Raw genomic sequence first — 17,258 nt, forward strand, 5'->3', positions numbered from 1 at the left:
TGGTCCTGCTCGCGTCGTTGACTCTGCTGCTGCGATGGTTCTGGCAGAACCGCAGGCGCTGATCAGCTGTTGGCCTCGACGTACGCGTCGGGGTCCTTGTCCTCGCCCGACAGGCCGCGGCCGCCGGGGTGCTCGGCGAAGTACTGCTCGTACCTGGCCCCGAGCTCCTGGCGGAACTCGACGGAGGCGACGCGCAGGAAGTCCGGGATGTCGTCGCGCTCCTCCTCGGCGAGGTGCTCGTCGTTGGCGTCGCGGGCGTCCTGGATGCCGGCCCACCACTCGTCGCTGCCGACCTCGGCGGCCTCGGAGCGCCGGATGCCCTCGCGGATCTCGTCGTGGTCGCCGATGGCGTCCTTGGTCTCGTCCTCGCTGCCCTCCACGTTCTGCAGCAGCGCCGGGTAGAAGTGCGCCTCCTCGGCGGAGGCGTGGATCTCCAGCCGCGCGGCGAGGCCGAGCCAGATCTCGTTGGCGGCCTGCGTGTTCCCCCGCTGGGCGAACAGCTCCTCGAACCGGGTCCGGAAGTTCTCGTGGTCGTCGAGGATGAGACGGATGACGTCGGGCATGGGCACAGAATTGCCCCTCGGCGGCTCCCGTAAACGCCGCGGCGGCCGCGTCACGCGCCCGGGCGACGGCGCGAGCAAGGTGGGGCCCTCGTGGAGCAGGTGCGGGTGGTCGGCGACGGCATCGCCCCCGGTGAGGCGGGCGGAGGTGGCGCGCATCCGGTCCTGTTCGTAGGGGTGCCCCGCCCATCTCGAGGGGCCCGGGGCGGTCGTCCGCGCGGCCGCGGTCGGGCTGGTCCTGGCCCGTCCGCGACGCCGCCGCCGCGAAACTGTCGGACCCCCGGCGCATGATGGTCCACGTGAGCGCGCTCGAGGGCTTCTCCCCCGCCACCCGTGACTGGTTCACGGGCGCCTTCGCCGCGCCCACCGGCGCCCAGGAGGGTGCGTGGAGCGCCGCGCAGGCGGGGAAGCACGCGCTGGTCGTGGCCCCCACCGGTTCCGGCAAGACGCTCGCCGCGTTCCTCTGGGCACTCGACCGGCTGGCTGCGCAACCCCCGCCGCCCGAGGCGAAGCACCGCTGCCGCGTCCTCTACGTCTCCCCGCTCAAGGCCCTCGCGGTCGACGTGCAGCGCAACCTGCGCTCACCGCTGGCCGGCATCCGCCAGGCCGCGCAACGGCTGGGGCTGCCGGTCCCGGACATCACGGTCGGCATGCGCACCGGCGACACCCCGGCCGACGAGCGGCGCCAGTTCGCCCGCACACCTCCCGACGTGCTGGTCACCACGCCGGAGTCGCTCTTCCTGATCCTCACGTCGGCGGCGCGCGAGTCGCTCCGGGGGGTCCAGACGATCATCCTCGACGAGGTGCACGCCGTCGCCGGCACGAAGCGGGGTGCGCACCTCGCGCTGTCGCTGGAACGGCTCGACGAGCAGCTGGATCGCCCGGCCCAGCGCATCGGGCTCTCGGCCACGGTCCGCCCGCTCGACGAGGTGTCCACGTTCCTGGCGGGGGCGCGGCCGGTGGAGATCGTGCAGCCGCCCATCGCCAAGGTCATCCAGGTGTCGGTCGAGGTGCCGGTGCCCGATCTCGCGGCGCTGGACGAGCGGCCGGCCCCGGGCAGCTCCGACGAGGAGGTCATCGGCTCCGCGGCCGGCACGGCGCAGAAGCCGTCGATCTGGCCGGCGGTGGAGCGGCGGCTGCTGGAGCTGGTGCGCGAGCACCGGTCCACCATCGTCTTCTCCAACTCCCGGCGGCTGGCCGAGCGGCTGACGTCGCGGCTGAACGAGCTGGCCGCCGAGGAGGCAGAGGGCGTTCAGGATCTCGACGAGTTCCCGGCCGAGGCCATCGGCCAGTCGGGCATCGGGGGCGGGGCCCCACCGGTGGTCGCCAAGGCCCACCACGGGTCGATGTCCCGCGAGCAGCGCACGCTCGTGGAGGAGGAGCTCAAGGCCGGGCTGCTGCCGTGCGTGGTGGCCACCTCCAGCCTGGAGCTCGGCATCGACATGGGCGCGGTCGATCTCGTCGTGCAGGTGGAGGCGCCGCCGAGCGTGGCGTCCGGGCTGCAGCGGGTGGGCCGCGCGGGCCACCAGGTCGGGGCCGTCTCCAAGGGCGTGGTGTTCCCGAAGTACCGCGGCGACCTCGTGTCGTGCGCGGTGGTGGCCGAGCGGATGGCGGGCGGGCGCATCGAGTCGATGCGCTACCCGCGCAATCCCCTCGACGTGCTGGCCCAGCAGATCGTGGCGATGGTGGCGCTGGAGCCGTGGTCCTACGAGGACCTCGCCCGGGTCGTCCGCCGCGCTGCTCCTTTCGCCGCGCTCCCGGATTCGGCGCTCAACTCCGTGCTCGACATGCTCGCCGGCCGCTACCCGTCCGAGGAGTTCGGCGAGCTGCGGGCGCGCATCACGTGGGACCGTGTCACCGACCAGCTCCAGGGCCGTCCCGGCGCCCAGCGGCTCGCGGTCACCTCCGGCGGCACCATCCCCGATCGCGGCCTGTTCATGGTCATGACGCCCGGCGGGGCCGACGGCGCGGGGTCGCGCGTGGGCGAGCTGGACGAGGAGATGGTCTACGAGTCGCGGGTGGGCGACACGTTCCTGCTCGGCACGTCGAGCTGGCGCATCGAGGACATCACCCACGACCGCGTGATCGTCACTCCCGCGCCGGGGGTGCCCGCCCGCATGCCGTTCTGGAAGGGCGAGTCGATCGGGCGGCCGCTGGAGCTCGGGCGCGCCGTGGGGGCGTTCGTCCGCGAGATGTCGGCGCTGGGTGAGGAGCCCGCGCGCGAGCGGGCGGCCGCCGCCGGGCTCGACACCTGGGCCACCGACAACCTGCTCGCCTACCTCCACGAGCAGCGTGACGCTACCCGCCACGTGCCGAGCGACCGCACGATCCTGGTGGAGCGCTTCCGCGACGAGCTGGGCGACTGGCGGCTCGTGGTGCACTCGCCGTTCGGGTCGCAGGTCAACGGGCCGTGGGCACTGGCCATCGCCGCGCGGATGCGGGAGCGGCGCGGGGTGCAGGTGCACGCCGCGGCCGCCGACGACGGCATCGTGCTGCGGCTGCCCGACGCGGTGGACGACGCCGGGGCCGAGGTGGTGCCCACCGCCGAGGACGTGCTGCTCGAGCCGGCCGAGATCGAGCAGATCGTCGTGGCGGAGCTGGGCTCGTCGTCGCTGTACGCGTCGCGGTTCCGGGAGTGCGCCGCGCGCTCGCTGCTGCTGCCCCGCCGCGATCCCAAGCGGCGCACCCCGCTGTGGCAGCAACGTCAGAAGTCGGCGCAGCTGCTGGCCGTGGCCGGGCGCTACGAGCAGTTCCCCGTCACGCTCGAGGCGATGCGCGAGTGCGTGCAGGACGTCTACGACCTCCCCGGCCTGCGGGAGCTGATGGCCGACGTGCAGTCGCGCAAGGTGCACGTCGTCGAGGTGGCCACCCCCAACCCGTCGCCGTTCGCGCGCAGCCTGCTGTTCGGCTACATCGGGATGTTCCTCTACGAGTCCGACGCGCCGCTGGCCGAGCGCCGGGCCGCCGCGCTCTCGCTCGACTCCACGCTGCTGGCCGAGCTGCTGGGCTCCGAGGCCATCCGGGAGCTGCTCGACCCGGAGGTGCTGGCCGAGGTCGAGGCCTCGCTGCAGCGCCGGGCCGAGGACCGGCACGCCCGCGACGCCGAGGGGGCCGCCGACCTGCTGCGGTTCCTCGGCGACCTCACCGTCGAGGAGGCGGCGCAGCGCGGCATCCAGGAGGGGTGGCTGGTCGCGTTGCAGGAGTCGCGTCGCGCCATCCGCGTCCGCATGGGTGGCGAGGAGCGCTGGATCGCCATCGAGGACGCCGGGCGCGTCCGCGACGCGCTGGGCGCGGCCCTGCCCGTCGGGGTGCCGGAGACGTTCACCGAGCCCGTGGCCGATCCGCTCGGGGATCTCGTGCTGCGCTACGCCCGCTCGCACGGCCCGTTCCCGGCCGCCGCGTGCGCGGCGCGGTTCGGGCTCGGCGTGGCCGTGGTGGCCGGGGTGCTCGACCGGCTCGTCGGCTCCGGGCGGCTGGTGCGCGGCGAGCTGCGGCCCGCGTCCGAGGGCATCGACTACTGCGACGCGGAGGTGCTGCGGCGCCTGCGGCGGGCGTCGCTCGCGCGGCTGCGCGCCGAGGTCGAGCCCGTGGAGCAGCAGGCCCTCGGCCGGTTCCTGCCCGCCTGGCAGGGCGTCCAGACCGGGGCCGAGGGTTCCCGGCGCGGCCGGATGCGGAGCGCGCCCGGGGCCGAGGACGTGCTCGGGGTGGTGGAGCAGCTCGCCGGCGCGCCGCTCCCGGCCAGCGCGCTGGAGTCGCTGATCCTGCCCGCGCGGCTGCCCGGCTACACCCCGGCGCTGCTCGACGAGCTCACCGCCGCGGGCGAGGTCACATGGACCGGCTGCGGGCCGCTGGTGGGCAGCGACGGCTGGATCGCCGTCGCCCCGTCCGACGTGGCCGATCTGCTGCTGCCCGAACCCGAGCCGGACGTCGCCGAGACGCCGCTGCACCGGGCGGTGCTGGCGTCGCTCGGTCTGCCCGACCTCGACGCGCCACCCGTCGGCGGCGGAGCCCTGTTCTTCCGACAGCTCGCCGACCAGGCCGGACGCGCGCTCGTCGAGGCCGGCGAGTCCCAGCCCGGCGACGACGCCGTGGTCACCGCCATCTGGGATCTGGTGTGGGCCGGGCTGCTCACGGGCGACACGCTCGGGCCGCTGCGCGCCCGGCTCGGCGTCGGCCGGGCCGGCGGCGGCACGGGGGCACACCGCACCCGCCGCACCGCGTCGCGCGGCCGCTACGCCCAGCTCCGCGCCGGGCGTCCGGCCATGCCCAGCCGCAGCGGGCCGCCGTCGGTGGGCGGGCGGTGGGCGCTGGCCGTGGAGCGCGAACCCGACCCCACCCGTCGCGCCCACGCCAAGGCGGAGGTCTTCCTGGAACGCCACGGCGTGCTCACCCGCGGGGCGCTGGGCACCGAGCGGGTCACGGGCGGGTTCGCGGCGGTCTACCGGGTGCTGCGGGCCATGGAGGACTCCGGCCGCGTGCGGCGCGGTTACGTCGTCGAGGGCCTGGGGGCGGCCCAGTTCGCGGTGCCGGGCGCCATCGACCGGCTCCGGGCCATGTCCCGGCCGGACGGCCAGGCCGCGTCGGAGGACGGTGGGCTCTCGCGGGTCGTGCTGGCCGCCGCCGATCCCGCCCAGCCCTACGGCGCGGCGCTCGGCTGGCCGGCCACGGTCGGGGAGACCAAGCACCGTCCGGGACGCAAGGCCGGCGCGCTGGTGGTGCTCGTGGAGGGTGCGCCCGTGCTGTACGTCGAGCGCGGGGGGAAGTCGCTGCTGTCGTTCACCACCGAGCGGCCGGTGCTCGACGCCGCCGCGCAGGCCCTGGCCGGGGCGGTGCACGAGGGCTGGCTCGGGTCGCTGGCCGTGGAGCGGGCCGACGGTGTGGGGTCGCTGGGCTCCGAGCTCGCCGACGTCCTCACCGACGCGGGCTTCCGGGTCACCCCGAAGGGGCTGCGGCTGAGGGCGTGATCATCGCCAGTACCTTCTCGACCTGGGCCACCGCCCCCGTGACGACCGCGCGGGACGCCGCCGAGCCGCAGTTCACAGTCAACCCGATAACCGATCTTCCGCTTTGTCCGGGTCGTGGGAGAGACTCCCGCGGTGCAGCCCGATGACCCCACCGGCCCGTCGCTGAAGAAACAGCTCGAGGAACAGGAGCGCCGGCGCAACGCGGGGGGCGACGGGGGCGGCCTCGACGCCGCCGACGCCGCATCCGACGGGTGCGGCTCGTGTGACGGCACGCCGGGATGCGATCTGCCCGACTGCGACGGCTGCGACGGCTGCGACGGCTGCGACGGCTGCAACGGCTGCGATCTCCTGCTGTTCGTCCGGCTGTCGTCGCTGCTGTTCGTCGTCGCCGCCGTCGTACCGGAGCGGGGCGGGGCCACGGTGGTCCGCGCCCTGCTCCGGTTCTACCGCCGCCGCCTCACCCGCTTCACCCCCACGTGCCCGTCCACGCCGAGCTGCAGCACCTACGCGACCGCGGCCGTCGAGTCGCTCGGGGCCCGTCGCGGGCTCACCGCCGCAGCGCGCCGGGTGCGGAACTGCGGATCAGCAGGACACCCGGCGACGGAGCACCAGGGAGCCCGCATGCCCGGTCGACCACCGAGCGCCGGACCGATGACGCCGGAGTCGGCCCCGCAGTACCGGACCGACCGCACGACCCCCGGCCGGCCGCCCGCCCGGCCCCGGGCGAGCGCTACCCGGATCTCGTGACCACCCTCGGCCGCGCGGGCTCGCCGACCAGGTCGCCGCTGTCTACACCCTGTACAGCGCACCGTCGTCGCCGTCGGCCGGCGGATTCCGGTTGGCGACCGCTCCGGGCCGATCGTTCGACGACCTGGATGCCGCCGCCCGCGCGGCCGCTCCCACCTTCAGGTGACCGTTCGCGGTCGGAGCAGGCGGTCCACGACGAGGTCGACGTAGCCGACGACCACGTCCTCGACCGCGAGGTCGCGGTCGTCGTGGAACCAGTTGCTGAAGCCGTTGAGCACGTCGCAGATCGCGAACGCGGCGAGGCGGGCGTCGGGCACGCCGAACTCCCCGGTGGCCATGCCCGCGGCGACGACGTCGCGGACGCGGCGCTGGTAGAAGCGCCGGTGCTCGTCGACGACGGCCCGGTGCTCGGGGGTGAGCGACGCCATCTCGTGCAGGGCCACCAGGTGCTCCACCTGGCGGCGGTGCAGGTGTTCCAGGTGGGCGCGCACCAGCGCCGCCATCCGCTGCGTCGGAGTGCCGGGGGCGTCGAGCAGCGGGAGCGTCTGCTCGTTCGGTTCCTGCGTGACGCTCAGGCAGACGGCGTAGAGGATCTCCTCCTTCGACGCGAAGTGGTGGTAGAGGCTCGCGCCGCGGATGCCGACGGCCTCGGCGACGTCGCGCATGCCGACCGCGGTGTAGCCGTCGCGCGCGAAGGTGCGCGCGGCGGCGGCCACGATCTCGTCCCGGCGCGTCCGGGAGACAGCGGTCATGCCTTCCGCAACTCCCGCTTCAGCACCTTGCCCTGGGCGTCCACCGGCAGTTCGGCGACGACATGCACGGCCTTCGGCACCTTGAACACCGCGAGCTGCTCGCGGCAGAAGGTGATCACCGCGGCCGGGTCGGGTTCGCGGCCCGGCCGCGGGACGACGAAGGCCGTGACGGCCTCGGACCAGTACGGGTCCGGGCGGCCGACCACGGCGGCGCGCAGCACGTCGGGGTGGGTGTGCAGCACCCGCTCGACCTCCTGCGACGACACGTTCATGCCTCCCGATTTGATCATGTCGGTGAGGCGGTCCTGGAAGAACAGGTTGCCCTCGGCGTCGACGCGCACGATGTCGCGGGTGTGCAGCCAGCCGGAGCCGAGCGCGGCCTCGGTCTTCTCCGGGTCGCGGTGGTAGCCGAGCATCACCGACGGCGAGCGGCAGATCAGCTCCCCGACCTCGGTGTCGTGGCCCTCGGCGTCGACGACGCGCGTCTCCAGGTGCGTCACCGGCTTCCCGATCCAGGACGGGTCACCGCCGGGGATGTCGTCGAGGGTGGCGAACCAGCCCACCGTGCCCAGCTGGGAGAGCTCGGACTGGCCCCAGTACGTGCCCCACCGGACGTCCGGCGCGGCCGCCGACCAGGCCTCGATCGCCGCCGGCGCCACCTGCCCGCCGTAGGTCATGCAGCGCCGGACGGTGCCGACGGCGGCCGCCCCGAAGTCCGGCTGACCCGACAGCGCGAGATAGAACGTCGGGGTCTGCGCGATCACGGTGACGCCCTCGCGCTCGATGATGCCCAGCGCGGTGGACGGGTCGACGGTGGCGGGCAGGACGAGCGTGGCGCCCATCAGCGTCAACGTGGTCATGGAACCCAGGCCGGCGATCGTGAAGAACGGCATCACGAACAGCCAGGTGTCCTCGGGGCCGGTCTGCAGGCCCCAGCTCCACGCGGGCGCCGTGGAGATCAGGTAGTTGCGGTGCGGGATGAGCACACCCTTGGGCGCCGACTCCGTGCCCGAGGTGTAGACGAGCATCGCGACGTCGTTCTCGTCGACGTCGCACTCGGGCTCGGTGGCCGGCAGGTCGGCGGTCAGCGACGGCCCGAACACCAGCGGCGCTCCGGGCACGAGCGGCTCGAACTCCTCGGACGCGACCACCACGACGGGCTGGGCGTGGTCGATCTGCTGCGCCACCTCGGCCTTGCCGAACAGCACGTTGACGACGGTGAGCGCGGCGCCGACCTTGAGCGTGCCGTAGTAGAGCGCCACCACGTCGACGCTGTTGCGCGCCATCACCGCCACCACGTCCCCGCGGCCGACTCCGTGGCCCAGCAGCAGGTGCGCGTAGCGGTTGGCGGCGGCGTCCAGCTCGCCGTAGGTCGTCTCGGTGCGCTCGGGGGCGTAGGAGACGAACGCGACCTTGTTCGGCTGGTTGCGGGCGTGCCGACGGAGCTGGTCGCCGAGCGTGGCCCGCCCGAGCGGGGTGCGGTGGTGCGCGGCGGTCACGATCCGGCCTCCGGCCGGTCGTGCGCGGACATCAGGGCGGGAACACTGTTATCCACGCACGGGCGGCGGAGCCGCATCACGTGAAGTAGGGCCGGTCGAACGTCTCGGAGAACACGATCTCCTCGACGGGCGACCGGGTCAGCTTCGTCGGGAAGCCGCGAGCCGGGTAGCCGACGGCGATGTGACCTGCGGTGATGAAGTCGTCGGGGATGTGCAGCAGCTCGCGCACAGCCGGCTCGGTGATGCACAGCAGCGTGGTGAACGCCGTGGCCACGCCCTGGTCGCGCAGCGCGAGGCACAGGTTCTGCACCGTCGGGTAGATCGACCCGCCGCCGACCACCGACAGCCGGCCCAGCTCGTTGTCGGTGGGGTGCAGGCCCGCGAGCTCCGCGCAGGCGACGACGATGGCGGGCACCGTGGCCAGGTTCTCGGCGAACGCGTCCGCGTCGGTCACCGACCTCGGCAGCGCCCCGACGTTGACGTCACCGGAGGCGATGCCGTCGAAGTAGGCCTTCCACAGCGGCAGGTAGAGATCGGCCAGCGCCTGCTTGGTGGCGGCGTCGCGCACGACGATCCAGCGCATCGGCTGGCGGTTGCCGCCCTGCGGGCCGAAGCGGGCGGCGTCGAACGCGGCGTGCAGGACGTCGTCGGGAACGGGATCGGGACTGAAGTAGCGGCACGTGCCGGTCGTCCGCATGGCCTCGGTCAGCTCCATCGCTGGCCCTCCCTACTGGTGGTTAGGTACGGGTCCGAAGAATGGGCCCGACCCACACCCACGTCAAGACTTCATCTATCGCATCCCCCTAACGGCGGTTAGCCTCGACAGCATGAGCGTCCTCACCGAGCCCGCACCGGGCCACGCCCCGGACCGGGCCACGCTCGCCGCGGCACTGCGGCACGCCAACATGCCCTCGCTCGTCCCGGTGCTCTACCAGCTCACCGGCGACCGGCGCTGGCTCGCCGAGCCCTACCGCCCCACGCGCAGCCGCGGGATGGAGGACAACGACCCCGGTGGGTTCGGCGACGCCGTCCGCGACGAGATCTGCGAGGCCACCGCCGACGCCGTGCTGGCGTGGTCGGCGGGACGGGCGCCCGCGGTGCCCTCCCCCACCGGCGCCGAGCTGGTGGAGCTGCTGGAGCTGGCCGTCGGCGAGGAGGTGCCCGCCGAGTACGGCGAGATGGCGGCCGACGACATGGGCTTCGCCCCCGCCGAGCCGACGCCGACCGTTCCCCCGACCGACTTCCGGGTGATCGTCATCGGCGCAGGCGTCTCCGGCATGCTCGCCGCCATCCGGCTGGCCGAGGCCGGCATCGACCACGTCGTGCTCGAGAAGAACGACGACGTCGGCGGCACCTGGCTGGAGAACGCCTATCCCGGCGCGGGCGTCGACACCCCCAGCCACCTGTACTCGTACTCGTTCGCGCCGCGGCCCTGGTCCACCCACTTCGGCAAGCGCGACGAGGTGCTCGCCTACCTGCGCGAGGTCGCCGACGACCACGACCTGCGCACGGTCATCCGCTTCGGCACCGAGGTCACCGCCGCCACCTGGGACGACGCGCGGCAGCGCTGGACCGTCACCACCGCCGGCGGCGAGACGCTCGAGGCCAACGCCGTGATCACCGCCGTCGGGCAGCTGAACCGGCCCAAGATCCCGGACCTGCCCGGCCTCGGCGACTTCACCGGCCCCCTCTTCCACTCCGCCCGCTGGCCCGCCGACCTCGACGTCACCGGCAAGCGCGTGGTGATCATCGGCACCGGGGCGAGCGCGATGCAGATCGTGCCGGCCATCGCGGGGACGGCCGAGCGGGTCACGGTGTTCCAGCGCTCGCCCCAGTGGGCCGCGTACAACGACGTCTACTTCACCCCCGTCGACGACGCCGTCACGCTGCTGATGGAGCACGTGCCGTTCTACCGCCGCTGGTACCGCACCCGGCTGGCGTGGAACACCAACGACCGGGTGCACCCGTCGCTGCAGGTCGACCCGGACTGGGAGCACCCGGAGCGGTCGATCAACGCGGTCAACGACGCCCACCGCCGCGTGTTCACCCGCTACCTGCAGGCCGAGCTCGACGGCCGCGACGACCTGCTGGCCAAGGCGCTGCCCGACTACCCCCCGTTCGGCAAGCGGATGCTGCTCGACAACGGCTGGTTCGCCGCCCTGCGCCGCGACGACGTCGAGCTGGTCACCGAAGCGGTCGCCGCGGTCACCCCCACCGGCGTCCGGGGCGTCGACGGCACGACGGTGGATGCCGACGTCGTCGTGCTGTGCACCGGGTTCGAGACCCACAAGCTGCTGCACCCGATGGACGTCTGCGGCCGCGGCGGGGCGCTGCGCGACATCTGGGGCCCCGACGACGCCGACGCCCACCTGGGCATCTCGGTCTCGGGCTTCCCGAACCTGTTCCTGACCTGCGGGCCCGGCACGGTGCTCGGCCACGGCGGCAGCTACATCACGATCGCCGAGTGCCAGGTGCGCTACATCGTGGACGCCCTGACGACGATGGTCACCGAGGGCCTCGGCGCCGTCGACGTCAGCCCGGAGGCGCACGCCGGCTACGTCGCCCGCCAGGACGACGCCCACTCCCGCATGATCTGGACGCACCCGGGGATGCAGAACTGGTACCGCAACGCCGCCGGCCGCGTGGTGTGCACGCTACCGTGGCGGATCGTGGACTACTGGGCGATGACGCGCCACGTCGACTGGGACGCATTCTCCGTCGAGCCGGCGCGGTAGGAGCTGACACGCTGCGCGGATGACGCGCACCGACATCCCCCCAGCTGGGACGAACGCACCACGCTCACGACGATGCCCGGCTGCTCACCGTGCGCGCGAAGTGCGCAGGCGTCGCGGGGGCGGACGCGCGGGCCGCCCCGCTGCCCGCCAGCCCCCTGATGACGATGTCCGGGCTGGTCAGCCACGTGCGCCGGGTGGAGTACTCCTGGTTCTAGGTGCGCTACCCGGGCGAGTACGACCACGGCCCGTGGACCGACGACGACCCCGACCGCGAGATGCGCATCGCCGTCGACATCCCGATCGCGGACCTGCTCGACGCCTACGACGCCCGGAGCGAGCGCTACCGGGCGCTCGTCGCGTCACGGGGCCTGGACAGCGTGGCCGTGCGCGCCGGGCGTGCGGGCGAGCCGTTCACGCTGCGCTGGATCCTGCTCCACCTCGTGGAGGAGATCGCGCCACCTCGTGGAGGAGATCGCGCGGCACAACGGCCGTTCGATATAGCTGCGCCGGCGACCTCACGGCCCCCGTTCCTGCCGCGGCACCGGTTGTGCGGAACTCGGCGTCACCCTCCGCGAGCTGGCCGACGGCACGACCGGCGATCAGCGCTCGTCCACGACCCGGCGGGCCTTGAATGTGGTCTCCGGCAGCGTGCCCGGCTTGAGCAGCTCCACCGGGACCCGGATGGCCACCGACCGACGGAGCGCGTCCTCCGTGCGCCGGACGAGCTCCGCCCGGCGGGCGTCACCGTCGCCGGGAGCGAGGGCGTCCAGCTGGGCGAGCGCGGCGTGGCCGAGCTCGGCCTGCACGGTCAGCTCGTCGAGCGCACCGACCTTGCGCACCAGGATCCGGAACTCCGGACCCAGCTCCGGCACCGTGCGCAGACCCGTTTCGATCGCGCTCGGGAACACGTTGGCGCCGCGGACGACGAGCATGTCGTCGAGCCGGCCGAGGATACCCTCGGGCAGGCGCGGGTAGGTGCGCCCGCACGGGCACGGGTCGTCGGCGAGGTAGGTCTCGTCGCCGGGGGCGAAGCGGATCATCGGCTGTGAGTCGCGCCAGAGGTGCGTGTAGACGACGGCGCCGCGCTCCCCCACCGGGATCGGGACGTTCGGGTCGGCGGCGCTGACGACCTCGGTGAACACCTCGTCGGTGTAGAGATGGGTGCCCGTGCCCGCGGTACAGCCGACGCTGGTCTGGAACGGGTACATCTCCGACGTCGATCCGGCGTCGGCGACGGTGGCGCCCCACCCCTCCTCGATGATCGCCCGCGTGCCCGGCAGGCTGCCGCCCGGCTCGCCCCCGACCAGGAGGTGCCGGATCGTGTTCGCCCGCAGGTCGATGCCCATGCGCTCCGCCACCGACAGCAGGTGGATGCAGTACGACGGGGTGGCACTGAAGATCGTGGACCCGAGCCGTTCGATCAGCTCGAGGTGCTTCTCGGAGTCGGTGACGCCCAGCGGGAACAGCGTGGCCCCGATGCGCTCGGCGCCCTGGACCACGCCCCAGCCGCCGAAGAACAGCCCGAACGGGAACCCGACCTGCACGATGTCGTCGGGCCGCACGCCCGCGCACCACTGCGCCATGGCGTGCACCTCGCCCGCCCGCTCCCAGTCGCCCCGGGACACGGCGTACATCGTCGGGACACCCGAGGTGCCCGACGAGCCGTGGATGCGGGCGATCTCCCCCGCCGGCAGCGGCCGTGCGTAGCTGCCGAACGGGGGATGCTCCTGCTGGTCGGCCACCAGCATCTTCTTGGTGATCACCGGGACCTTGGTGGTGAAGTCCTCCAGCGACCGGACCTGGTCGGGATGGAAGCCGTGCGCGTCGTAGAGCCGCCGGTAGAACGGCAGCTCCGCGTACACGTACTGCAGCTGGTGCCGTATCCGGTCCAGGATCAGGTGGTCGCGCCGGGCCGGGTCGAGGGTCTCGCGCTCCTCGTCCCAGAACCTCGGGAAGCCCCGGTCGCCGGTGGTGGTCACGTCAGGAGATGCCCAGCGCCACGTTGGCCAGCCGCTGGCGGCGGGCCATGTTCTCCCGCTTGGTGAACTGCGGCATCACGTAGCGCGCGAACATCTCCAGCGAGCGGTTCCACTTGTCGGTGGTGACCCAGTCGCGGCAGTTGATCAGCAACGTGCCGAAGCCGCCGGTGGCGTCCTCGATCTCGTGGAGCTGACGGATGCAGTCGTCCGGGCTGCCGATGACCCACGGGATGTTCTCGGCCATCCACTCGAACGTGAGATCGGCGTCGGGCATCGCCTCGTCCTTCTTCATGAGCGCGCCGAGACCGAGACCGAGCAGATAGTCGTAGGAAAGCTTGACGCCCTCGCGGATGTCGCGCATTGCCTGGTTCTTGTCGTCGGTGACGTAGACCTCGCGGACGATGCGCCAGTTCTCGCGCGTGACGGCCGGATCGATGCCCGCCGCCCCACCGGCGTCGAGCATGGCCTTGCCCATGCCCACCAGGTCGGGCATCGGGTAGCTGCCGTTGTCGATCGGGGCGAAGTGCACGCTCAGCGGCTTCCAGCCCCGGTCCCCGCACTTCGCGTAGTTGTGCAGGCCGGTGAGGCCGGCGATCGCGAACGGCGGCACCTCCTGGTACGGCCCGACCTGCAGCTGCCGGTTCTCGTACTTCCAGTAGACGCCCTCGTAGGTGACCGGGTCCTCGGACGTCAGGAGCTGCCAGATGATCTCCAGCGCCTCGTTGGTGCGCGGCGCGGCCTCCGACGGCTCGAGCCCGAACAGCACCTTGTCGGTGGGCAGGCCGCCGCCGCCGAATCCGTACTCGAGCCGGCCGTGGGTGAGGTGGTCGAGGAACGCGAGGCGCTCCGCGACCATGAAGGGGTCCTGGTAGGGCAGGTTGACCACGCCGGTGCCCAGCCGGATCCGGTGGGTCACCGCCGACGCCTTGGCGATCATGTACTCGGGGACGGGGACGTTCTCGAAGCCGCCGGTGTGGTGCTCGCCGATCCAGAACTCGTCGAATCCGAGGCGCTCGGCCTCCACGATCGCGGCGATGTCGCGGTCGTAGGACAGCGTCCAGTTCTCGATCGGCGGGTGCTCCGGCATGGTGAAAAACCCGAACTTCATCGATCGGTCCTCTCCTGGAGTGAGCACAAACAGCGGTTCGGTTACGAGGGCTCCGCAACTGTGGCGCGCACCACGTCGTGGTGTCAACCGCCACCCGACCGCCTCACCGTTGCGGAGTTGCGCTCAAGGAGGCACTCTCGTGACCGACCGAGAGTTTGGTAACCGACGAACGGAGGACGCGGTGTCCCAGCCGAGCACCGTCGACCCCCGCCCCCGGGTGGAGCAGGGCCCCGACGGCCGGTACCGCGTCGAGGGCATCCGGTGCCCGTCCTGCGGCGAGGTCGCCGCGTTCGCCTGGCCCCGGTGCCCCGCCTGCCGCTCCGGCGTCGGGCCCGCGTCCTTCGGCCCGGACGGCACCGTGTGGAGCTCCACCGTGGTGCGCATCCCGGTGCCCGGGCGCACCCCGCCCTACGTGCTCGCCTACGTCGACCTCGACGACGGCCCGCGCGTGCTGGCCCACGTCACCGGCCCCGGTGCGCCGATCGGCGGCCGCGTCCGGCTCGCGCCGCCCTCCGCCGACGGTGACGTGACGGTCGAGGTCCTGGCATGACGGTCGCCGTGCACGGCGTCGGCACCTCCCACTTCGGGCGCCAACCCCACCGGGACCTCGTCGCGCTGGCCGCCGATGCGGTGCAGGAGGCATTCCTCGACGCCGGCACCGACGACATCGACGCCGTCTGGGTGGGCACGGTGTTCGGCCCGCCCGGGGTGGCCCAGCGCGTGCTGCGCGCGATGGGCGTCACCGGGATCCCGGTCGTCACCGTCGAGAACGCCTGTGCCAGCGGCACCACCGCGTTCGCCGAGGCCCACGAGGCGGTGCGCACGGGACGCCACGGCCGGGTCCTCGCGCTCGGGCTGGAGCAGATGAGCACCGCGTTCGCCGGGGCCATCACACCCGAGCCCACCGATCCCGAAGGACGCTCGGGGCTGGCCCTGCCCGCGCTGTACGCGATGGCCGCGGCCCGCTACCTGCACCTGGGCCTGGCCACCCCCGAGCAGCTCGCCGCCGTGTCGGTCAAGAACCACGCCCACGCCCTGCACAACCCGCGCGCCCAGTACTCCGGCCGCCACACCGTGGCCGAGGTGCTCGCGTCCCGCATGATCGCCGACCCGCTGACGCTGCTGCAGTGCTGCCCCACGTCCGACGGGGCGGCGGCCGCGGTGCTCGCGCCCGCCACCGGCGGGGCTCGCGAGGTGACCGTGCGCGGGGTCGCCCTGCGCAGCGGCGCGCCCTGGAACCACCGCTCCCCGCACGTGTGGGGCCACGATCTCGTGCGGCGGACGGCCATGGACGCCTTCGCCGCGGCCGAGCTCCTCGACGCGACCGACGTCGACGTCGCCGAGGTGCACGACGCGTTCACGATCGGCGAGATCGTCACCACGGAGGCGCTCGGTTTCGTGGCGCCCGGCGACGGAGGCAAGGCCGCCGCGGCCGGGGTGACCGCGCTGGGGGGCGTACTGCCGGTGAACCCGTCGGGCGGGCTGCTGTCGCGCGGGCATCCGCTGGGGGCCACCGGGCTGGCGCAGCTCGCCGAGATCGTCTGGCAGCTGCGCGGGGAGGCCAGGGGCCGCCAGGTGGAGGGTGCCCGGCTCGGGCTGGTCGAGACCATGGGCGGCGGCGTGTCCGTGCTCGACGGCAACTCGTGTGTGGTCGCCGTGCTGGAGGCGCCGTGACCGCGCTCGACCTCGCGACGGCCGACATGCTGGGCCCCGACGCCGTGGCGGATCCCTATCCGCTGCTCACCGCGCTGCGCGAGCACGACCCGGTGCACTGGAGCGCGCGGTACCGGTCGTGGTTCGTCACCCGCTTCGACGACGTGTCCGACGCCCTGCGCGACGAGCGCTTCTCCTCCGACCGGATCGCGCCCTACCGCCGCGCCCGGCTCGACGGGCCCGGCACCGACCCCGCGCTGCGGGCCGCGTTCGGGGTGCTCGAGGACTGGATGGTGTTCAAGGACCCGCCCGACCACACGCGCCTGCGCAAGCTGCTCAGCCGCGCGTTCACCCCGCGCGCGGTCAACCGGATGCGGCCCCGGATCGGCGAGATCGCCGACGGCCTGCTCGGCGCCGTCACCGGGAACGGGTCGGGCCGCGCCGATCTCATCGCCGACTATGCCTACCCGCTCACGGCGTCGGTGATCGCGGAGATGCTGGGCGTGCCCCGGGCGGACCAGGCGCGCTTCAAGGACTGGTCCGACCAGATCACCGGGCTCGTGTTCGGCGGCATGGGCGACGCCGACCGGCACACCCTCGGCGCCCACGGCATGGCCGAGCTCACCGACTACCTGTCCGGGCTCGTCGCCGCGCACGAACGCGAGCCCGCCGACGACCTCCTCTCGGCCCTGATCAGCGCGCGGGACGCCGACGACGCCCTGAGCCACGACGAGGTCATCGCCACCGGTGTGCTGCTGCTGTTCGCGGGACACGAGACCACCACCAACCTGATCGGCAACGGCCTGCTCGCGCTGCTGCACCACCCCGACCAGCGCGCGCTGCTCGACGCCGATCCGTCCCTGGTGGACGGCGCCGTGGAGGAGATGATGCGCTTCGACGGGCCGGCGAAGACCGTGGCCCGCCTGATGGGCGCCGACGTCGACCTGCGGGGACACACGCTGCGCCGCGGCGAGCGGGTGTTCCTCTGCCCGTCGTCGGCCAACCGGGATCCCGCGGTGTTCGACGACCCCGACCGGTTCGACATCACCCGCCGCCAGGGCCGCCAGCTGGGGTTCGGCGTCGGCATGCACTACTGCCTCGGGGCCCCGCTCGCCCGGTTGGAGTCGGCCATCGCCGTCCCCCGCGCGCTGCGGGCCCTGCCGGGGCTGCGACCCGACGACGGCGAGCTGCGCTGGCACCCCGTGCTGCTCTCGCGCGGGATGGAGCGCTTTCCGGTGCGTTTCGACGCCTGAGCCGCTTC

The 17,258-nt window shown here is 73.4% G+C and carries 12 protein-coding genes and 1 pseudogene; 7 read left to right on the forward strand and 6 right to left on the reverse strand.

The genetic code is table 11. From position 1 onward, the window contains the following. Nucleotides 1-62 precede the first annotated feature (62 nt). Nucleotides 63-563, reverse strand: a complete 501-nt coding sequence (locus BGP03_RS11055) for a hemerythrin domain-containing protein (RefSeq protein ID WP_296371159.1) — start codon at nucleotides 561-563, stop codon at nucleotides 63-65. Nucleotides 564-847: 284 nt separating this feature from the next. Between BGP03_RS11055 and BGP03_RS11060 the strand changes: the two genes are divergently transcribed. After that, on the forward strand, nucleotides 848-5,524 hold the full coding sequence (locus BGP03_RS11060) for an ATP-dependent helicase (RefSeq protein ID WP_298798760.1): 4,677 nt from the start codon (nucleotides 848-850) through the stop codon (nucleotides 5,522-5,524). Nucleotides 5,525-5,656: 132 nt separating this feature from the next. Next, entirely contained in the window at nucleotides 5,657-6,271 is a 615-nt protein-coding gene (yidD, locus tag BGP03_RS11065) for a membrane protein insertion efficiency factor YidD (RefSeq protein WP_298798758.1), read from the forward strand. Between the two features lie 158 nt (nucleotides 6,272-6,429). On the opposite strand, the gene BGP03_RS11070 is transcribed toward yidD, so the two are convergent. The 3 genes from BGP03_RS11070 to BGP03_RS11080 form a co-directional block, all read right to left on the reverse strand. Further along, a complete protein-coding gene (locus tag BGP03_RS11070; protein ID WP_296371165.1) occupies nucleotides 6,430-7,023 on the reverse strand; it encodes a TetR/AcrR family transcriptional regulator in 594 nt (197 codons plus the stop codon). Continuing rightward, nucleotides 7,020-8,522 (reverse strand): class I adenylate-forming enzyme family protein, encoded by a 1,503-nt coding sequence (locus BGP03_RS11075; protein WP_296371167.1) that lies wholly within the window; start codon nucleotides 8,520-8,522, stop codon nucleotides 7,020-7,022. Before BGP03_RS11075 ends, BGP03_RS11070 begins: the two co-directional genes overlap by 4 nt. Nucleotides 8,523-8,598: 76 nt before the next feature. Next, entirely contained in the window at nucleotides 8,599-9,237 is a 639-nt protein-coding gene (locus tag BGP03_RS11080) for a nitroreductase family protein (protein WP_296371169.1), read from the reverse strand. 112 nt (nucleotides 9,238-9,349) lie between these two features. Here BGP03_RS11080 and BGP03_RS11085 point away from each other — a divergent pair, with 112 nt between their 5' ends. Continuing rightward, nucleotides 9,350-11,257, forward strand: coding sequence for an NAD(P)/FAD-dependent oxidoreductase (locus tag BGP03_RS11085; RefSeq protein WP_296371171.1), 1,908 nt, complete (start codon nucleotides 9,350-9,352; stop codon nucleotides 11,255-11,257). Nucleotides 11,258-11,346: 89 nt separating this feature from the next. Further along, nucleotides 11,347-11,700: pseudogene (locus tag BGP03_RS11090) on the forward strand (DUF664 domain-containing protein); the annotation flags it as partial. Between the two features lie 156 nt (nucleotides 11,701-11,856). Here BGP03_RS11090 and BGP03_RS11095 read toward each other — a convergent pair. Further along, entirely contained in the window at nucleotides 11,857-13,236 is a 1,380-nt protein-coding gene (locus BGP03_RS11095; RefSeq protein WP_296371172.1) for an AMP-binding protein, read from the reverse strand. 1 nt (nucleotide 13,237) lies between these two features. Then, nucleotides 13,238-14,344 (reverse strand): LLM class flavin-dependent oxidoreductase, encoded by a 1,107-nt coding sequence (locus BGP03_RS11100; RefSeq protein WP_296371174.1) that lies wholly within the window; start codon nucleotides 14,342-14,344, stop codon nucleotides 13,238-13,240. 181 nt (nucleotides 14,345-14,525) lie between these two features. On the opposite strand from BGP03_RS11100, the gene BGP03_RS11105 reads away from it, so the two are divergent. Genes BGP03_RS11105 through BGP03_RS11115 form a run of 3 tightly spaced genes read left to right on the forward strand, consistent with a single transcriptional unit; the run spans nucleotide 14,526 to nucleotide 17,250 of the window. Next, the gene (locus tag BGP03_RS11105; protein ID WP_298798754.1) at nucleotides 14,526-14,894 is read left to right on the forward strand and encodes an OB-fold domain-containing protein; all 369 of its coding nucleotides are present in this window, start codon (nucleotides 14,526-14,528) and stop codon (nucleotides 14,892-14,894) included. Continuing rightward, the gene (locus tag BGP03_RS11110; RefSeq protein ID WP_296371178.1) at nucleotides 14,891-16,018 is read left to right on the forward strand and encodes a thiolase family protein; all 1,128 of its coding nucleotides are present in this window, start codon (nucleotides 14,891-14,893) and stop codon (nucleotides 16,016-16,018) included. Before BGP03_RS11105 ends, BGP03_RS11110 begins: the two co-directional genes overlap by 4 nt. Beyond that, nucleotides 16,015-17,250, forward strand: coding sequence for a cytochrome P450 (locus BGP03_RS11115; protein ID WP_296371179.1), 1,236 nt, complete (start codon nucleotides 16,015-16,017; stop codon nucleotides 17,248-17,250). Before BGP03_RS11110 ends, BGP03_RS11115 begins: the two co-directional genes overlap by 4 nt. Nucleotides 17,251-17,258 lie beyond the last annotated feature (8 nt).

The sequence above is a fragment of the Pseudonocardia sp. 73-21 genome (assembly GCF_001899645.1).
In the GTDB taxonomy this organism is placed as follows: domain Bacteria; phylum Actinomycetota; class Actinomycetes; order Mycobacteriales; family Pseudonocardiaceae; genus Pseudonocardia.